Annotated in this window: 11 protein-coding genes, 2 tRNA genes and 2 pseudogenes; 7 read left to right on the top strand and 8 right to left on the bottom strand. The window is 67.8% G+C overall.

Annotated elements, in window-relative coordinates:
- From AOK11_RS34235 to AOK11_RS34225, 3 genes and pseudogenes are all read left to right on the top strand, one after another.
- A pseudogene (locus AOK11_RS34235) lies at positions 1-221 on the top strand (bifunctional DNA primase/polymerase); the annotation flags it as partial.
- 125 nt (positions 222-346) lie between these two features.
- Positions 347-778, top strand: coding sequence for a hypothetical protein (locus AOK11_RS34230; RefSeq protein WP_055597557.1), 432 nt, complete (start codon positions 347-349; stop codon positions 776-778).
- A gap of 41 nt (positions 779-819) precedes the next feature.
- On the top strand, positions 820-1,407 hold the full coding sequence (locus tag AOK11_RS34225) for a DinB family protein (RefSeq protein WP_055597555.1): 588 nt from the start codon (positions 820-822) through the stop codon (positions 1,405-1,407).
- Between the two features lie 1,488 nt (positions 1,408-2,895).
- On the opposite strand, the gene AOK11_RS34220 is transcribed toward AOK11_RS34225, so the two are convergent.
- Positions 2,896-2,982, bottom strand: a tRNA-Ser gene (locus tag AOK11_RS34220).
- A 263-nt stretch (positions 2,983-3,245) separates the two neighbouring features.
- Here AOK11_RS34220 and AOK11_RS34215 point away from each other — a divergent pair.
- On the top strand, positions 3,246-3,452 hold the full coding sequence (locus tag AOK11_RS34215) for a hypothetical protein (protein WP_055597554.1): 207 nt from the start codon (positions 3,246-3,248) through the stop codon (positions 3,450-3,452).
- Positions 3,453-3,674: 222 nt separating this feature from the next.
- On the opposite strand, the gene AOK11_RS34210 is transcribed toward AOK11_RS34215, so the two are convergent.
- Positions 3,675-4,352 (bottom strand): GAP family protein, encoded by a 678-nt coding sequence (locus AOK11_RS34210; protein ID WP_055597553.1) that lies wholly within the window; start codon positions 4,350-4,352, stop codon positions 3,675-3,677.
- Positions 4,353-4,794: 442 nt separating this feature from the next.
- On the opposite strand from AOK11_RS34210, the gene AOK11_RS34205 reads away from it, so the two are divergent.
- From AOK11_RS34205 to AOK11_RS34195, 3 genes are all read left to right on the top strand, one after another.
- Positions 4,795-5,385: a hypothetical protein gene (locus AOK11_RS34205; protein ID WP_240497600.1), complete on the top strand. Its 591-nt coding sequence runs from the start codon at positions 4,795-4,797 to the stop codon at positions 5,383-5,385.
- Positions 5,386-5,502: 117 nt separating this feature from the next.
- Positions 5,503-6,855 (top strand): Dyp-type peroxidase, encoded by a 1,353-nt coding sequence (locus AOK11_RS34200; protein ID WP_055597551.1) that lies wholly within the window; start codon positions 5,503-5,505, stop codon positions 6,853-6,855.
- Positions 6,856-6,910: 55 nt separating this feature from the next.
- Positions 6,911-8,041, top strand: a complete 1,131-nt coding sequence (locus tag AOK11_RS34195; protein ID WP_055597550.1) for a catalase family protein — start codon at positions 6,911-6,913, stop codon at positions 8,039-8,041.
- Between the two features lie 246 nt (positions 8,042-8,287).
- On the opposite strand, the pseudogene AOK11_RS45730 reads toward AOK11_RS34195, so the two are convergent.
- From AOK11_RS45730 to AOK11_RS34170, 6 genes and pseudogenes are all read right to left on the bottom strand, one after another.
- Positions 8,288-8,416 (bottom strand): annotated as a pseudogene (locus AOK11_RS45730) (tyrosine-type recombinase/integrase); the annotation flags it as partial.
- A gap of 42 nt (positions 8,417-8,458) precedes the next feature.
- Complete coding sequence (gene gad, locus AOK11_RS34190) at positions 8,459-9,823, bottom strand: glutamate decarboxylase (RefSeq protein WP_055597549.1); 1,365 nt, start codon at positions 9,821-9,823, stop codon at positions 8,459-8,461.
- 213 nt (positions 9,824-10,036) lie between these two features.
- Complete coding sequence (locus AOK11_RS34185; RefSeq protein ID WP_055597548.1) at positions 10,037-10,987, bottom strand: tellurite resistance/C4-dicarboxylate transporter family protein; 951 nt, start codon at positions 10,985-10,987, stop codon at positions 10,037-10,039.
- A gap of 140 nt (positions 10,988-11,127) precedes the next feature.
- The gene (locus AOK11_RS34180) at positions 11,128-12,189 is read right to left on the bottom strand and encodes an IS630 family transposase (RefSeq protein ID WP_240497599.1); all 1,062 of its coding nucleotides are present in this window, start codon (positions 12,187-12,189) and stop codon (positions 11,128-11,130) included.
- Positions 12,190-12,424: 235 nt separating this feature from the next.
- Positions 12,425-12,511, bottom strand: a tRNA-Ser gene (locus tag AOK11_RS34175).
- A gap of 65 nt (positions 12,512-12,576) precedes the next feature.
- Positions 12,577-13,017: S1C family serine protease (locus AOK11_RS34170; protein ID WP_157869511.1), on the bottom strand; the 441-nt coding region annotated here is incomplete at its 5' end.

Below are 13,017 nucleotides of genomic sequence, written 5' to 3'. Positions count from 1 at the left end.
GGCAGGGGCAGGGGCAGGGGCTGGTCCAGTTCGTCCTCGCGGCGCACGAGGGCCAGCGCAACACCCGCCTGTTCTGGGCGGCCTGCCGCGCCTACGAGGAAGGCATCGGCCCCGCCCTGGCGGGCCCCCTGATGGAGGCGGCCCTCAACACGGGCCTGTCCGAACGCGAGGCCCGCGCGACGATCGCCTCGGCAGCCCGCATGACGGGCCATCACCCCTGACGACAGACAACACACAACTCGCCCCCCTCTCTCTCCTCCCCTCTCCTCTCCGCCCTTTCCCCAGCCCTGCTCCGCCCGACGAAAACCGAAAGCCCCGGATGCACCACCGCCCTAGAGTGCCGACCATGTCACTCACGCGCGTCGTCCTCACCTCAGGCCGCTCGGTCGACCTCTCCGAGCTGCGGATGTCGTCGACGTACGGCGGCATGATCGAGGGGTACCCGTGCAAGCCCCTCAACGACCGGAAGATCACCTCGGCGCTGCGGTCCGCCGAAGACGCCTTCCCCGGAACCCCGGTCCACCTGGTTCCGCCCCCGCGCGAGCGCCCCGACCAGTACGCCGGCGCCTTCGGCCCCGTGGAGGTCATGCCCGCCGTGACCTGCCTGGGCCACTTCCGCTCCGAGGCACTCGACCCGGCCCACGACCGTGCCCTGTACCGCTCCCGTCTCACCGTCGTCTGGTTCCAGCCGGCCGCGCACGTGCCGTCGGGCCACGACACGGAGCCCGTACTGCGGGAGGTGTCCTGGGAGCAACTCGCCCAGGACATCGAGATCTGACCACCCGTACCGCACGCCTCGCGGAAGGCCAAGGACCCCCGATGAGCACCCCCGACCCGAGCACCCCGGATCCGAGCACCCCTGACCTCGCCACCGCCGCCGGTCCCTCGCCCGTCTCCCGGACACAACTCCTGCGCTGGCAGTTCGACCTGACCTGGTCGCTGTTCGAGTACCACCTGGAGCGGCTGGAACCGGACGATTTCCTGTGGGAACCCACCCCTCACTGCTGGACGCTGCACCGTTCCGCCGACGGGACCTGGGAACCGGACTGGGCCGAGACCGAGCCCGACCCCGTACCCGTCCCCACCATCGCCTGGGTCAGCTGGCACATCGGCTGGTGGTGGAGCGTGACCCTGGACCACACGCGCGGGCTCCGGCCCCGGAAGCGGACCGACATCACCTGGCCCGGCGAAGGAGCGCCGACCGTCCAGTGGCTGCGCGGCCTGCGGACGGAGTGGCAGGCGGTCCTGGACAACCTCACCGACACCGACCTGGACGCCACGGCCTCGTTCCCCTGGCCGGGCGACCCGGCGCACACCGTGGCCCACACGCTCGCCTGGGTGAACACCGAACTCCTGAAGAACGCGGCAGAAATCGGCCAACTCCGCCTGCTGCGAGCGGCTTCCTGACCACAGAGGGCCCGCAGGTCCCGGCTCAGGGTCGAGCCGACGGCCGCTTCGTTCCCGATGCGTTTCCCGGCCGGCCGGGCGTCGGCATTACCGCCCTTCAACGCGTGCTGTCGTCACGGTGGTTTGCGCAGGCCGATATGGCGAATCCCTTTGTGGCTTTCTCGTTGCCGGCGCACCGCCTGATACGATCCGCGATCGTCTCGTCACCCATCGTAAGGGCACGGAAATGATTCGTCGCACCGCCATTGTTCTCGCCGGCCTTGTCACCGCGGGACTCTTCGCCATGGGCACCGCAGTCGCCGCACCTATGGACTCGGCGCCCCAGGAAAGCTCACAGGGAAATGCTGGTCTCGGCCCTGCGGGTGGCGTTCTCGGCCCCCTCGTCGGCGGCGTCAAGCAGACTTTGGGCCAAGGCCTCTGACACCATCTCGGCAGCGCCGAAAGCGGGTGCCGAAAATCTCCTGGATCCCGCATGCATACGCATTGCCTCACCCGCAGGCGTGACACCCGGGGCCATTTCGGTTCACTGCCAAAGGAGAACGCCATGGGTCTCCCGGCGTTGACCTTTCCAGCGTCCGCCCCACCCCACCAGGTGGCCAGGTGCCCCACGCCCACCGGGCAGTGCCTTGTGGGCGTGGGGCACCTCGTGGCGTTCTTCGGCTGCCTCTGCCCGAGTCGTCAAGAGATCCTCCTTCACGTCTCCGCGCCGGCCAACTCGCCGAACCCGTCATCCCGTTCGAAGCAGAACGATCACGCGAGCGGATGGCACAGCCGGTCGGACAGCCATTGCAGGGTGATTCTCCAAGAGCACGGCCCAACGCCGGGTTTCAACGGAAAAGCCCCCGGACCGCCCGACTCGCCATCGACTTACGGGCCACGATCACTCGCCCCAGAACAGCTCCACCACTCCCCCATGGTGGGCGGAAGGGCTACGCGCCCGTCATCCGATGGAAAGCGGCCCCGATTCCGGAAACGGAAACCGGGCCCGATGTCTTCATCGCGGCGTTTCGGAGCGAGTTCGGGCCTCAGCGGCGCAACGCACTCACCACCGCCTTGGCGAGTTGATCGAGAGGCGGAGACCGCATGGCAAGAACAGCGCCCGCGCCGGCTCGGGCGCGTGGAAAGCGTCGCGCCGTGCAACCATTCCGCAATCGACTCGGAAGACGACGTGATCGTCCCGCCAGCGACCCGCAGGAAAGGGGCCGGCCGTCTCGGAACGGCCCAAGCCTTCGGGGCACGGGCGGCATCGTGGAACCCACCGCTCCCCGCCAGGCCGTCCGCAAGGTGCCGGTCGGTCGTCGGCCGTCCGCATCCGACGCCCGTCGCCGACGTCCCCCCATACGGTCGTCCGCGCATGCCCGGACCATGCCCCTTCCGTGCCCCGCCGAGCGGAAACCACGGGCAGAGACGGTGATCAGTGGGCAGCGCACAGCAGAACGGCCCCTGACCGCAGGACCTGGTCAGGGGCCGTTCTCGCTGCTCTTCACGCGGAGGCGGTGGGATTTGAACCCACGGTGACATCGCTGCCACGACGGTTTTCAAGCCCGTTCCCTTCGGCCGCTCGGGCCACCCGCCTCGGCACTGTCCCACCTGGGGTGGAGCGACTGCGGGCTTCCCGGGTTCACGCTTTGTGCGGGGCCGTGGTCCACACGGGGTCCACCGGCTCCCCCGGTATGAGTCGGACCCATGATCTTCTGGTCCGTAGGGTCGGGCAGCACTCTGTGACGAGTGCTGGCGGCCTCCTGCTCCGATCGCCCAGGTTAGTGATCATGCGTGTTCGTGTGTCGTCGTTGCCGTCAGCGCTGCCGTCAACTCCGCAAGTCGTCCAGGGAGCGAACGTGATCGCCGGCACCACGATCGACCTGGTCGGCACGATCGGCGCCGCCGTACTCGCCGCGCTCCTGCCCGACCGCCGACTCCGACTCAGCCCCCGCGCCGTCAAGCGGCCGCTCTCCCGCTACGCCTACAAGAGCATGCGCGTCGACCGCCGTACCTACCAGGCCACCCTCAACATCAACATCTTGACGGTCCCCATCAGCCCGTAACTTCATGGCCTTGGGCTTTAGGCAGCCACTTTGGGGCGAGCCTCTAAGGTCATGGCCCCAACGTCGTGCTTTAACGGGCAGGTCCACAGACTGCCCGACTCGCCGGAAGCTTAAGGGGCCATGATCACTCGCCCCAAAGCAGCTCCCGCCCAAAGCCGCTCCGCCGACCTTCTCTGTTGCGCTTCTGTGATCGGGCCACACCGCCACACGTGAGTAAGCCCGTCAGGAGGTGAGGATGGAGATGCCGTCTCCGAGCAGTTTCAACCCGAGTACGAAGAACAGGACGGCCATCACGGCGACGTTGTGCTGAGCTGCCCAGTCTTTCCAGTTACCGAGTGTGGTCTTCGCTCGCTCTCCCCCGATCAGGAAGACTCCCAGTGGGGCCAGCAGGCCGAGGGTGGCGATCAGGACGAAGATTGCCAGCGATGCGATCTGCTGCCCGACCGGCAGCCCGGCTGAGCCAATGGAGGCGGCCGCGGCGATGGTCAGTGGGGCGTTCTTGGCGTTGAGCGCGGCCAGGGCCAGTCCGAGTCCGAAGACCTTGACCGGCGTGAGGCGGTCGATCGCACCCATCCACTTCGGCAGCTGGGCTTGTGAGGGATCCTTTGGGCGCCGGTGCCATTGCCGGGCGCCGAAGAGGACGAGGAACAGGCCCAGAGCGAGCTTGAGGGCTCCCACCCAGGTGGCCGGTTGATTGTGGGCGGAGGCACCTGCGGGGGAAGCGATCGCCAGCATTACCGCGCCCAGTGCCGAGAGTCCCAGGATCCAGCCGACGGTGAAGAGGGGTCCGTTGAGACGTCCCCGAGGTGTGGCGAGTATGAGGATGATGGCGATGATCGGGAGCGGGCTGATCGCGACGGCGGCCGCGAAACCCAGCACGTCACCGAGAACTGCGCCCATGGTTGCCTCCGCGTGGGGCTCAGGGTGGCGATCCAGTGGAGCAGGGCTTGGCGGCGGATGCCCCGACCGCCTGGACGGCGCACCGGGCTGTTGTGCGATCGGCTGCGCCGCTGTCTTCACGGCCGCGCGAAAGTGGCTGCCTGAGAATGGCGACGCCGACGTACTCGGCACGTCCCACCAGTTCCATCTTCCTGCGCTTGGCCGGATCTGTCCTCGGGAGTTTCTCGGGACACGTGAGTACCCCGGCATTGGCCTGCCGCACCGAGCAGGCTGGACCCCGCAGTGCCGGAGCTTCCCGGGAATCCGCCCCAGGTGACCACAACGCCCGGGCGGAGATGCAAGGCAGCGCATCCGCAGTGAGGATTGATATGTGAGGGCGATGGCGCCTCATATCCGAGCGCTTGGCGACCCTCGCACCGATCCGTGGCAGGAGAATCTCACGATGACTGCGACGCCAGGTGCAGCCCAGTCAGCTCACCCCGAGCGGCCAGGCAGGTCGGACGGGGTCTGCGGCGAGTTCACCGTATTTACCAAGATCAAGCCGGGCGAGGCCGACGCTCTGCGTGAGGATCTCGCCATGCAGGCCAGCGGGGCAAGTGACGAGAAGGCCCGTGGGGCGCTGCGCCAGATCGGCACTCTGCATGACGCACGGCACGTGATCTTCGACAACGACACCCGGTTTATGTTCGCCAGTGTCTTCGACGGCTCCTGGGACACCTACATCGACGACTTCGCCAAGACGGTAATCGGGGCGAACTTCGACAGGATCTTCTCGCACAGCGAAGGGTTCCCGGGCATCAGCGATCCGGGGGTGAAGGACTGGTTCGTCGCCCACCAGGCACCCGCGACGAGCTTCGTCAGCTCCTATCCCGACCTGACCGTTCAGCAGATCTGGAAGGACCAGCGCGTGGACGACGCGTTCCAGGACGTGCTGGACACCCCCGAGTTCCGGGCGGCGCTGGACAACCCGGCGAACGCCGAGTTGGTGGGCACGCCGGCCTTCCAGAAGCTGCTGGAGGAAGCCTCGGCCTAGAACCCCGACACAACCAACCCTCAGAGCCGACCCCACGTCTGTGGACCGCGTCGGCGGGCGCGGACCAGCCGCTGCCGGGCTGCCCGGGCGGTGACCGATGTGGAGGCACAAGCAATCATGAATGCGACGGCAAGCAGCAGCGCGGCCAGCGTGCGCGTCGAGATCGACGACGTCCAAAGCGGGGCACTGCGTCCACGGCCCGTGCCGTACGAGGGAAAGTTCGTCTTCCTGCGCGTCGATGACCCCCACGCCGGGCGCGCCCTGCTGCAGCGGCTGCTCCCGGTGACCGCGGTTGGGCTGCCCAGCGTGGACCCGAGCCAGGATGCCTGGGTGGCTGTGGCGTTCACCTACCAGGGACTGAGGGCCCTGGGGGTGCCCCAGGACTCGCTGGACAGCTTTCCGCGGGCGTTTCGTGAAGGCATGGCCGCTCGGGCGGAGCTGATCGGCGACGTGGGCGAGAGCGCCCCGGCCCACTGGGAGGCGCCGTTCGGAACGGGCGACATCCACATCGCGCTGAGCGCCCTCTCTTCCGATGCGGCGCAGCTGGACAAGGAGCTGGAGCGGGCCCGTGTCGCCTACGAGGACACGCCCGGTGTCCAGGTGATCTGGCAGCAGGACGTCCACCAGCTCCCGACCGGGCGAACCACCTTCGGCTTCCGCGACGGCATCAGCCATCCGAACATCGAGGGCGTCGGACTTCCCGGCTCCAACCCGCAGGAAACCCCCATCAAGGCCGGCGAGTTCATCCTCGGCTATCCCGACGAAACCGGCAATCTGCCGCCCATGCCCAGCCCCGATGTACTGGGGCGCAACGGAACCTACGCGGCCGTGCGCAAGGTCCACACCAACGTGGCGGCCTGGCGGCAGTACCTGCGCGCGAACAGCTCCAGCGCCGAGGAGGAGGCACTCCTGGCGGCGAAGATGGTCGGGCGCTGGCCCAGCGGGGCGCCGCTGACGCTGACGCCGGAGCACGATGATCCGGAGCTGGCGGCCGACCCGCACCGCGTCAACAACTTCCTGTACCGGGAGAACGACGACCGGGGCTACCGGTGCCCGGCCGGTGCGCACATCCGGCGCATCAACCCTCGCGATTCCACCATCGTCGGCGACGCGCGGATGCACCGCCTCATCCGCCGCGGGACCACCTACGGGCCGCCGCTGCCGGAGGGCGTGCTGGAGGACGACGGCGCCGACCGGGGCCTCGTCGGAGTCTTCCTCGGGGCCCACCTTGAACGGCAGTTCGAGTTCATCAAGGCCGAGTGGGTCAACGACGGCAACTTCATCGGCCACCCCGGCGAGAAGGACCCGGTCGCCGGGCATCACGGCGGAACCGGCAGCGTCACCATCCCGGAGAAGCCGGTCCGGCGCCGCCTGAAGAACCTGCCCAGCTTCGTGGTCACCCGGGGCGGTGAGTACTGCTTCGTGCCGGGTCTGCGCGCCCTGCGCTGGCTCGCCGAACTGGAGGACTGACGGCAATTCGCGCCTCCTGAGGTCCCACCACGGTCTCCAAGAAAAGGTCGAGGTCATGGCAGCACAGTTCGTCCGCTACACGCCGGACGTCGAAGACGACGACCCGCACTTCGATCAAAACCTGCAGACGGTGATCGAAAAGACCGAGAGCTACATCGCCGATTCGGTCAAGGCCGGTGGCACCGGACGGGCCCTCCGCGACGCGCATGCCAAGGGCTACGGGCTGGTCCGGGGGGAAGTGGAGATCCTGGACGGGCTTCCTCCCGAGTACGCCCAAGGCATCTACGCGACTCCGGGAACCCACGATGCGCTCATCCGCTTCTCCAACGGCTCGCCTCACGCCGGAGCCGACGCGCGACTGGGCGCCGCCACCGGACTGGCGCTGAAGATCTTCGACATCCCCGGCCCGACCCTGCTGGAAGACGAACCGGACACGGGCACGTTCGATTACGCCAACATCAACGCACCGATCTTCTTCTGCAACACAATCGAGCACTACCTGTTCATCCAGGAACTGTTCCTGGATGCGCCGGCCTACTTCTCCCAGGGCCGACCCGGCGCGCATCGTTTCTTCACCGAGTTCGTGACCGGAAAGGGAACCCTGGACCAGGACAACTGGGCGTGGGAAGAGTTCCTGGCCTTCCTGAGCCTGTCAAAGATCCCCCCGGTCAATGTGCTGCTGTCGAGCTACTGGACCATGGGCGCGGTCCGGCACGGGGACTACATCGCCAAGGTGCGCATCACCCCCGACCCGTCCTCCGCCGCCGCGGTGATCCGGCGCACCATCGACCCGGCCTCGGCGCCGGAGGTCTTCCGACCGGCCCTGGAAGCCGAGCTGCAGGAGCGGCCCTACGTCTTCGACATCCAGGTCCAGCTCTGCACCGACCTGGAGCGCATGCCGGTGGAGGACACCACCGTGGAATGGCCCGAGAAGCTCTCGCCGTCCGTCACCGTGGCCAAACTGCGGCTGCCGCAGCAGGACATCTCCGGCCCGGAAAACCTGGAGAAGTTGGACTCACTGTCCTTCACACCCTGGCGGGTCAACGCCGAGCACGCACCCCTGGGCAACATCATGCGGGCCCGCAAAGAGGTCTACCGGCACTCCTCCATCGAGCGCCACAAGCTCAACAAGCAGCCGCGCACAGAGCCTCGCAGCGCCGACGAGGTACTTGGCACGGCTCAGTGAAGCCGACGGCTTGGACGGCAAGCGCCCGCCCGGTCACAATCCCTGCTGTATAGCAGCGGAGTACAGCAACCACCGCAACCGAAGCGGTTATCAACGGCCGCCGATGACTACACGAGCAGCGTCCTGGACCGCAATGACCTCGCGGCCGATAGTTCCGGACGAAGAGACTTGGGTTCAAATCTCCCCGACAGAGAAGTGACAGATCAGAGGGTCCTTACTGAATCGGTGTGGGCCCTCTGGCCTTGCTACAGCGATCTGGTTGTGCGCCAGGAACTCCATCACGACACGTGGCGCCACCCCGGCCGCGGTGAGCAGGGTCGCGCAGCCGTGTCGAGCGTCATGAAGTCGGATTACCCGTAGGTCCGCGTTCTTGGCCGCGACTTCGACGCCCGTCCCTGGGGGTGCCGGTAGCGGGCGTCAGTAGCCGGTGCCGCGCTTGATCTGGGCCCGCTCGATCTCGGTGGTCGCACCCTTGTGGTCCAAGGTGCTGCACGCGTCGTCAATGTCCTGGCTCAGGCGATCGATCTGCTCGCGGCTCAGGGTCTCCTTGACGAGGGCACGCAGGATCTTCACCCGCTCAGCGTTGGGCGGGAGCGTGTACGCCGGCATCATCCAGCCTCGCTCGGCCGAGAGCTGCCAGGCGATGTCGGACTCGTCGTAGGCGTGCTTGCCGGCGAGGCGGAAGGCGACCAACGGCAGTTGCTCGAGGCCGCTGCCGATCACTTCGAAGCGGCCGTTGCTACGCAGGTTGTCCGCCAGCGCGTGGGCGTTCTTCTGCATCGTCTCCATGACGTAGGTGTAGCCCTGGCGACCCAGTCGCACGAAGTTGTAGTACTGGGCGAGCACCATCGCCGCGCCGGTCGAAAAGTTCAGTGTGAACGTCGCGTCGGTCTTGCCCAGGTAGTTCTCGTGGAACACGAGGTCCTTGGGCAGGTCGGACTCCTCGCGGAAGACCAGCCAGCCGATGCCGGGGTAGACCAGGCCGTACTTGTGTCCCGAGACGTTGATCGAGCGGACCTGCTCGAGCCGGAAGTCCCATTTCGAGTCCGGGTAGAGGAAGGGCCACACGAAGCCGCCGCTGGCTCCGTCAACGTGGATCGGGATGTCGAGGTCCCGCTCCTTGCGGACGTCCCGCAGGAGCTTGTCGATCCCGACGACGTCGTCCTTGTGGCCGGTGAACGTGGTGCCGAGGACGGCGACGACGCCGATCGTGTTCTCGTCGAGGTGGGGCTCCACGTCCTCCGGGCCGATCGTGTACTTGCCCTCCGCAAGCGGCACGATCCGCGGCTCGACGTCGAAGTAGCGGCAGAACTTCTCCCACACGACGTGGACGTCGCCCCCGAAGACCAGGTTGGGCCGGTCGACCGAGAGATTGGCCGCCTGGCGGCGCTCCCGCCACTTCCACCTCAGCGACAGCGCGCCGAGCATGATCGCCTCGGACGAGCCCTGGGTCCGACACCCGGTGGTCTCGCCCGGCGCGTGGAAGAGGTCCGCGAGCATGCGCACGCAGCGCTGCTCGATCTCGGCGGAGATGGGGTACTCCGCGTGGTCGATGAAGTTGCGATGGAGGTTCTCGGCGATGATCCGCTGCGCCTCCGGCTCCATCCAGGTGGTGACGAACGTGGCGAGGTTGCGCTGCGGGTCGCCCTCCATGGCGAGATCCGCGTCCAGCAGCCTCATGGCGTCCGTCGCGGTCATGCCCTCCTCGGGGAAGGTCTCCGAGGGAGCGGGCGCGGTCAGGAAACGGTTGCCGAACAGAGCCGCGGCGTCACTCTTGGTCATACCGGCGACTCAACCACGTCCGGGGCGAGAGCCGTTCCGAGGACCTGTGGACGGGGCTCGGGATGCACGCGAACGGCGTACCTTCCCGAGTGATCGACGACGCTCGCCAGCCGCACGGAAGCCCACGTTCCGGTGGATGGACGGTGGAGGAAGCCGCAGGAGCCACCTCTTGAGACTCTGAGCAACAGGTCAGAGCGTGATCGCAGATTCGTTTTACGCAGCCAAGTGCCGGACCAGCCCGACCAGCGTGATCACCCAGGCGGCGACGGCGATCCAGAGCAGTACCTGCCCCGGCGTCCGCAGCCAGCCCACGGCCGCGGCGTCGGCGACGGACAGGGTGGCGACGGCCGTCATGCCCATCGGGAAGACCGTCGCCCAGCGCCTCATGTCGTAGCGCGGACGCGGCCAGCGTGCCTCGGCGAAGACGAGGACGGCGTACCAGCACACGGACAGCGCGAGCGTGACCAGAGTGAGCGCACGCAGCGCGTCGCGCAGAGCGGTGCCGCGCCAGGCGGGCACGGCCAGCAATTTCGCCCCGGCGAGCGCGGAGATCGCCAGCGTCCCGCCGGCCACCCATTGGTCGCCCGCGCCGGACCGTACCTGGCCGAGGTCGAAGCGGAGAAAGGCGATCAGGTAGAGCGCCAGCCCGAACAGGAAGCAGCCCAGCGCTGGCCAGGCGAGCCACCCGGACGGCAGCGAGAGGGCCAGCGTTCCGCCCAGCACGGCCAGGCCCTGCGTCGCGACACACACCAGGAACACCGTGCCCGGCAAGCGCCGCCGCCAGTGCCGCACCACCGCCGTCAGCAGCACCGGCCAGATCAGTACCGTGACGACCAGCGCGGCGACGGCGACACCCGACCATCCCTGTAGTGCGAACCAGGTCCCGAGGATGGTCGTCGCGGCCACTGCGGTCAGCGCGGGCGGCGTGTCTGCCTTGACCTCCCACTGTTCCCGTTCGCGCAGTAGCTGCCGCGCGAAGTCGATAACGAGCGCGAGCCATACGATGGCGGCGAGGACGAGCAGGATCCATGAGAGCGCCTCCTGTCCGACCAGGTGCAGCCCGATGGAGACGATCCCGGTCGCCATCACCGCTGTTCCTGCACCCGGGGGCAGCTCCACCCACCAGCCGGCTAGCCCGTCCTCGGCCGGGACACGATCACCCATCCCCCCACAGTCTGCGGCGGTGGGGCGAGCCGCAACCGCAACGCGGTGTCCGACGGGCGAGCGGGCGTCAGTCCAGCGGACGTCCTTTTCAAGCCATGCCACCTGTTTCGAGCCCAACTGCTCGCGGGCCTACCTATTGATCAGAAACTCAACGTGTTCTCGTCCAGGACGTAGCGGACGGTTGGGCCACCGAAGTAGCCCCGGACGATGTGCGGCTGTCGCTGGCGTCTACGGAAAAACCGGCGGGTCTCTGCGGCGAGTTCGGTCTGGTTCCGGGCCCAGTGCTGTCTGGGCAGGCTGTGCTTGAGATCGGCGTTGACCAGTTCGTCGGGGTTGAGCTCGGGCGAGTACGGCGGCAGAAAGTGCAGCTCGACATCGTCGGGGTGGGCGGCGAGCCAGTCGCGGACCTTCTTGGAGCGGTGGGCGGAGTGCCCGTCGACCACGAGGTGGACCTTGTGGTCGAAGTGGCCGGCGAGCCGTTCCAGGAAGCGGCACATCACCCCGGCGGTGAAGCTCTCGGTGAAGACCATGAAGTGCATCCGGCCCTTGGTGCTGATCGCCGACATGGCGTTCACCGAGAACCGGTTCCCGCTGCGTCGCACCACGGGAGTCCTGCCCTTCTCACCCCAGGTGCGGCCGGTGACCCGGTCGGAGCGGATGCCGACCCGGTCGGCGAACAGAACCTCACCGCCGTCGGCCTTCGCCTTCGACCGGATCGCCTGCCAGGTCTCCTCATGCCGGCGCCGCACCGCCTCCGGGTCCTGCTCGACCGCCCGTTTGTCCGGCCGCTGAAAGGACAGCCCCCACCGCTTCAGGTACGTGCCCACCCCGGGCTCGGTCAGCCGCACCCGGTACAGCTTCGCGATCAGCTCGCCCACCAGCCGCCGCGTCCACAACTGCCCGCCCAGCCCCACGTCACAAGGCCGGTGATCAAGGACCGCCTGACGCACCGCGGACTGCTCGGCCCCACCGAGCACCTGATGCACCCCCACCGGCTTGCCCCTGGGCCGCATGACCAGCGCCTCCCGGCCACCGGCCTGCCACTTCGCCCACCACGTGTCGACCGCCTTCAGCGACACCCCGAAGACCGCGGCCACGTCCTCACGGTCCCGCCCCGCCACCAACGCGGCCACCGCACGCAGCCGCAGGGCCTCCTGCGCCGACGGCGACAGATACCGCGCGTCCCCCACCAGATCGCTCACACCCCACCAACGACCCAGAACCAAAACCGTTTCGGATCAATAGCACAGATGTAGCCAGCCAGACGGCCTCGTTGCGGATCCACCAGTGCGTGCTGTTGGCGCCGTGGTCCACACCTGGTCCACACGCACTGATCCACAACGCGACAGAGCCGGATCAAGGTGAGACAGGCCCCGTGCAGAAGGGGCGCCCCTCATCGAGGGACACCCCTTCTGACCAGCACGTCTATGACCTGCGCGGAGGCGGTGGGATTTGAACCCACGGTGACATCGCTGCCACGACGGTTTTCAAGACCGTTCCCTTAGGCCGCTCGGGCACACCTCCCCACGCTCGCCGAATGATCGGCGGCGCGGGGACAAGGGTAACGGGTCGGCGCGACCGGGGTGGGGTCAGCTGTCGCCGACGCGGGAACCCAGGATGAGCTTCGTGGTCTGCTCCTTGCCGCCGCGTTCGTAGGTGAGGGTGACCTCGTCTCCCGGCTTGTGGGTCCAGATCTCGCCGATCAGGGTCGGGCCGGAGTCGATGACGCGGTCGTCGAGCTTGGTGATGACGTCACCGGGCCGCAGGCCGGCCTGGTCGGCGGGACCGTTGGGATCGACCGACTCGGAGCCGCCGGCACCCTGATCGGTGATCTTCGCCCCGCCCGTGCCTTCCTCCAGGGAGACCGAAGCACCGATCTTGGCGTACACCGGCTTGCCCGTCTTGATCAGTTCCTGGGCGACGTACTTGGCCTGGTTGATCGGGATGGCGAAGCCCAGGCCGATGGAGCCGGACTGGCCGGTGCCGAAACCGCCGTTGCTGGTGGACTGGATGGCGGAGTTGATGCCGAT

Source organism: Streptomyces hirsutus (assembly GCF_001418415.1).
Taxonomy (GTDB): domain Bacteria; phylum Actinomycetota; class Actinomycetes; order Streptomycetales; family Streptomycetaceae; genus Streptomyces; species Streptomyces hirsutus.
Note: the sequence above shows the minus strand (reverse complement) of the source record. Positions and strands in the feature narration are given on the sequence as shown.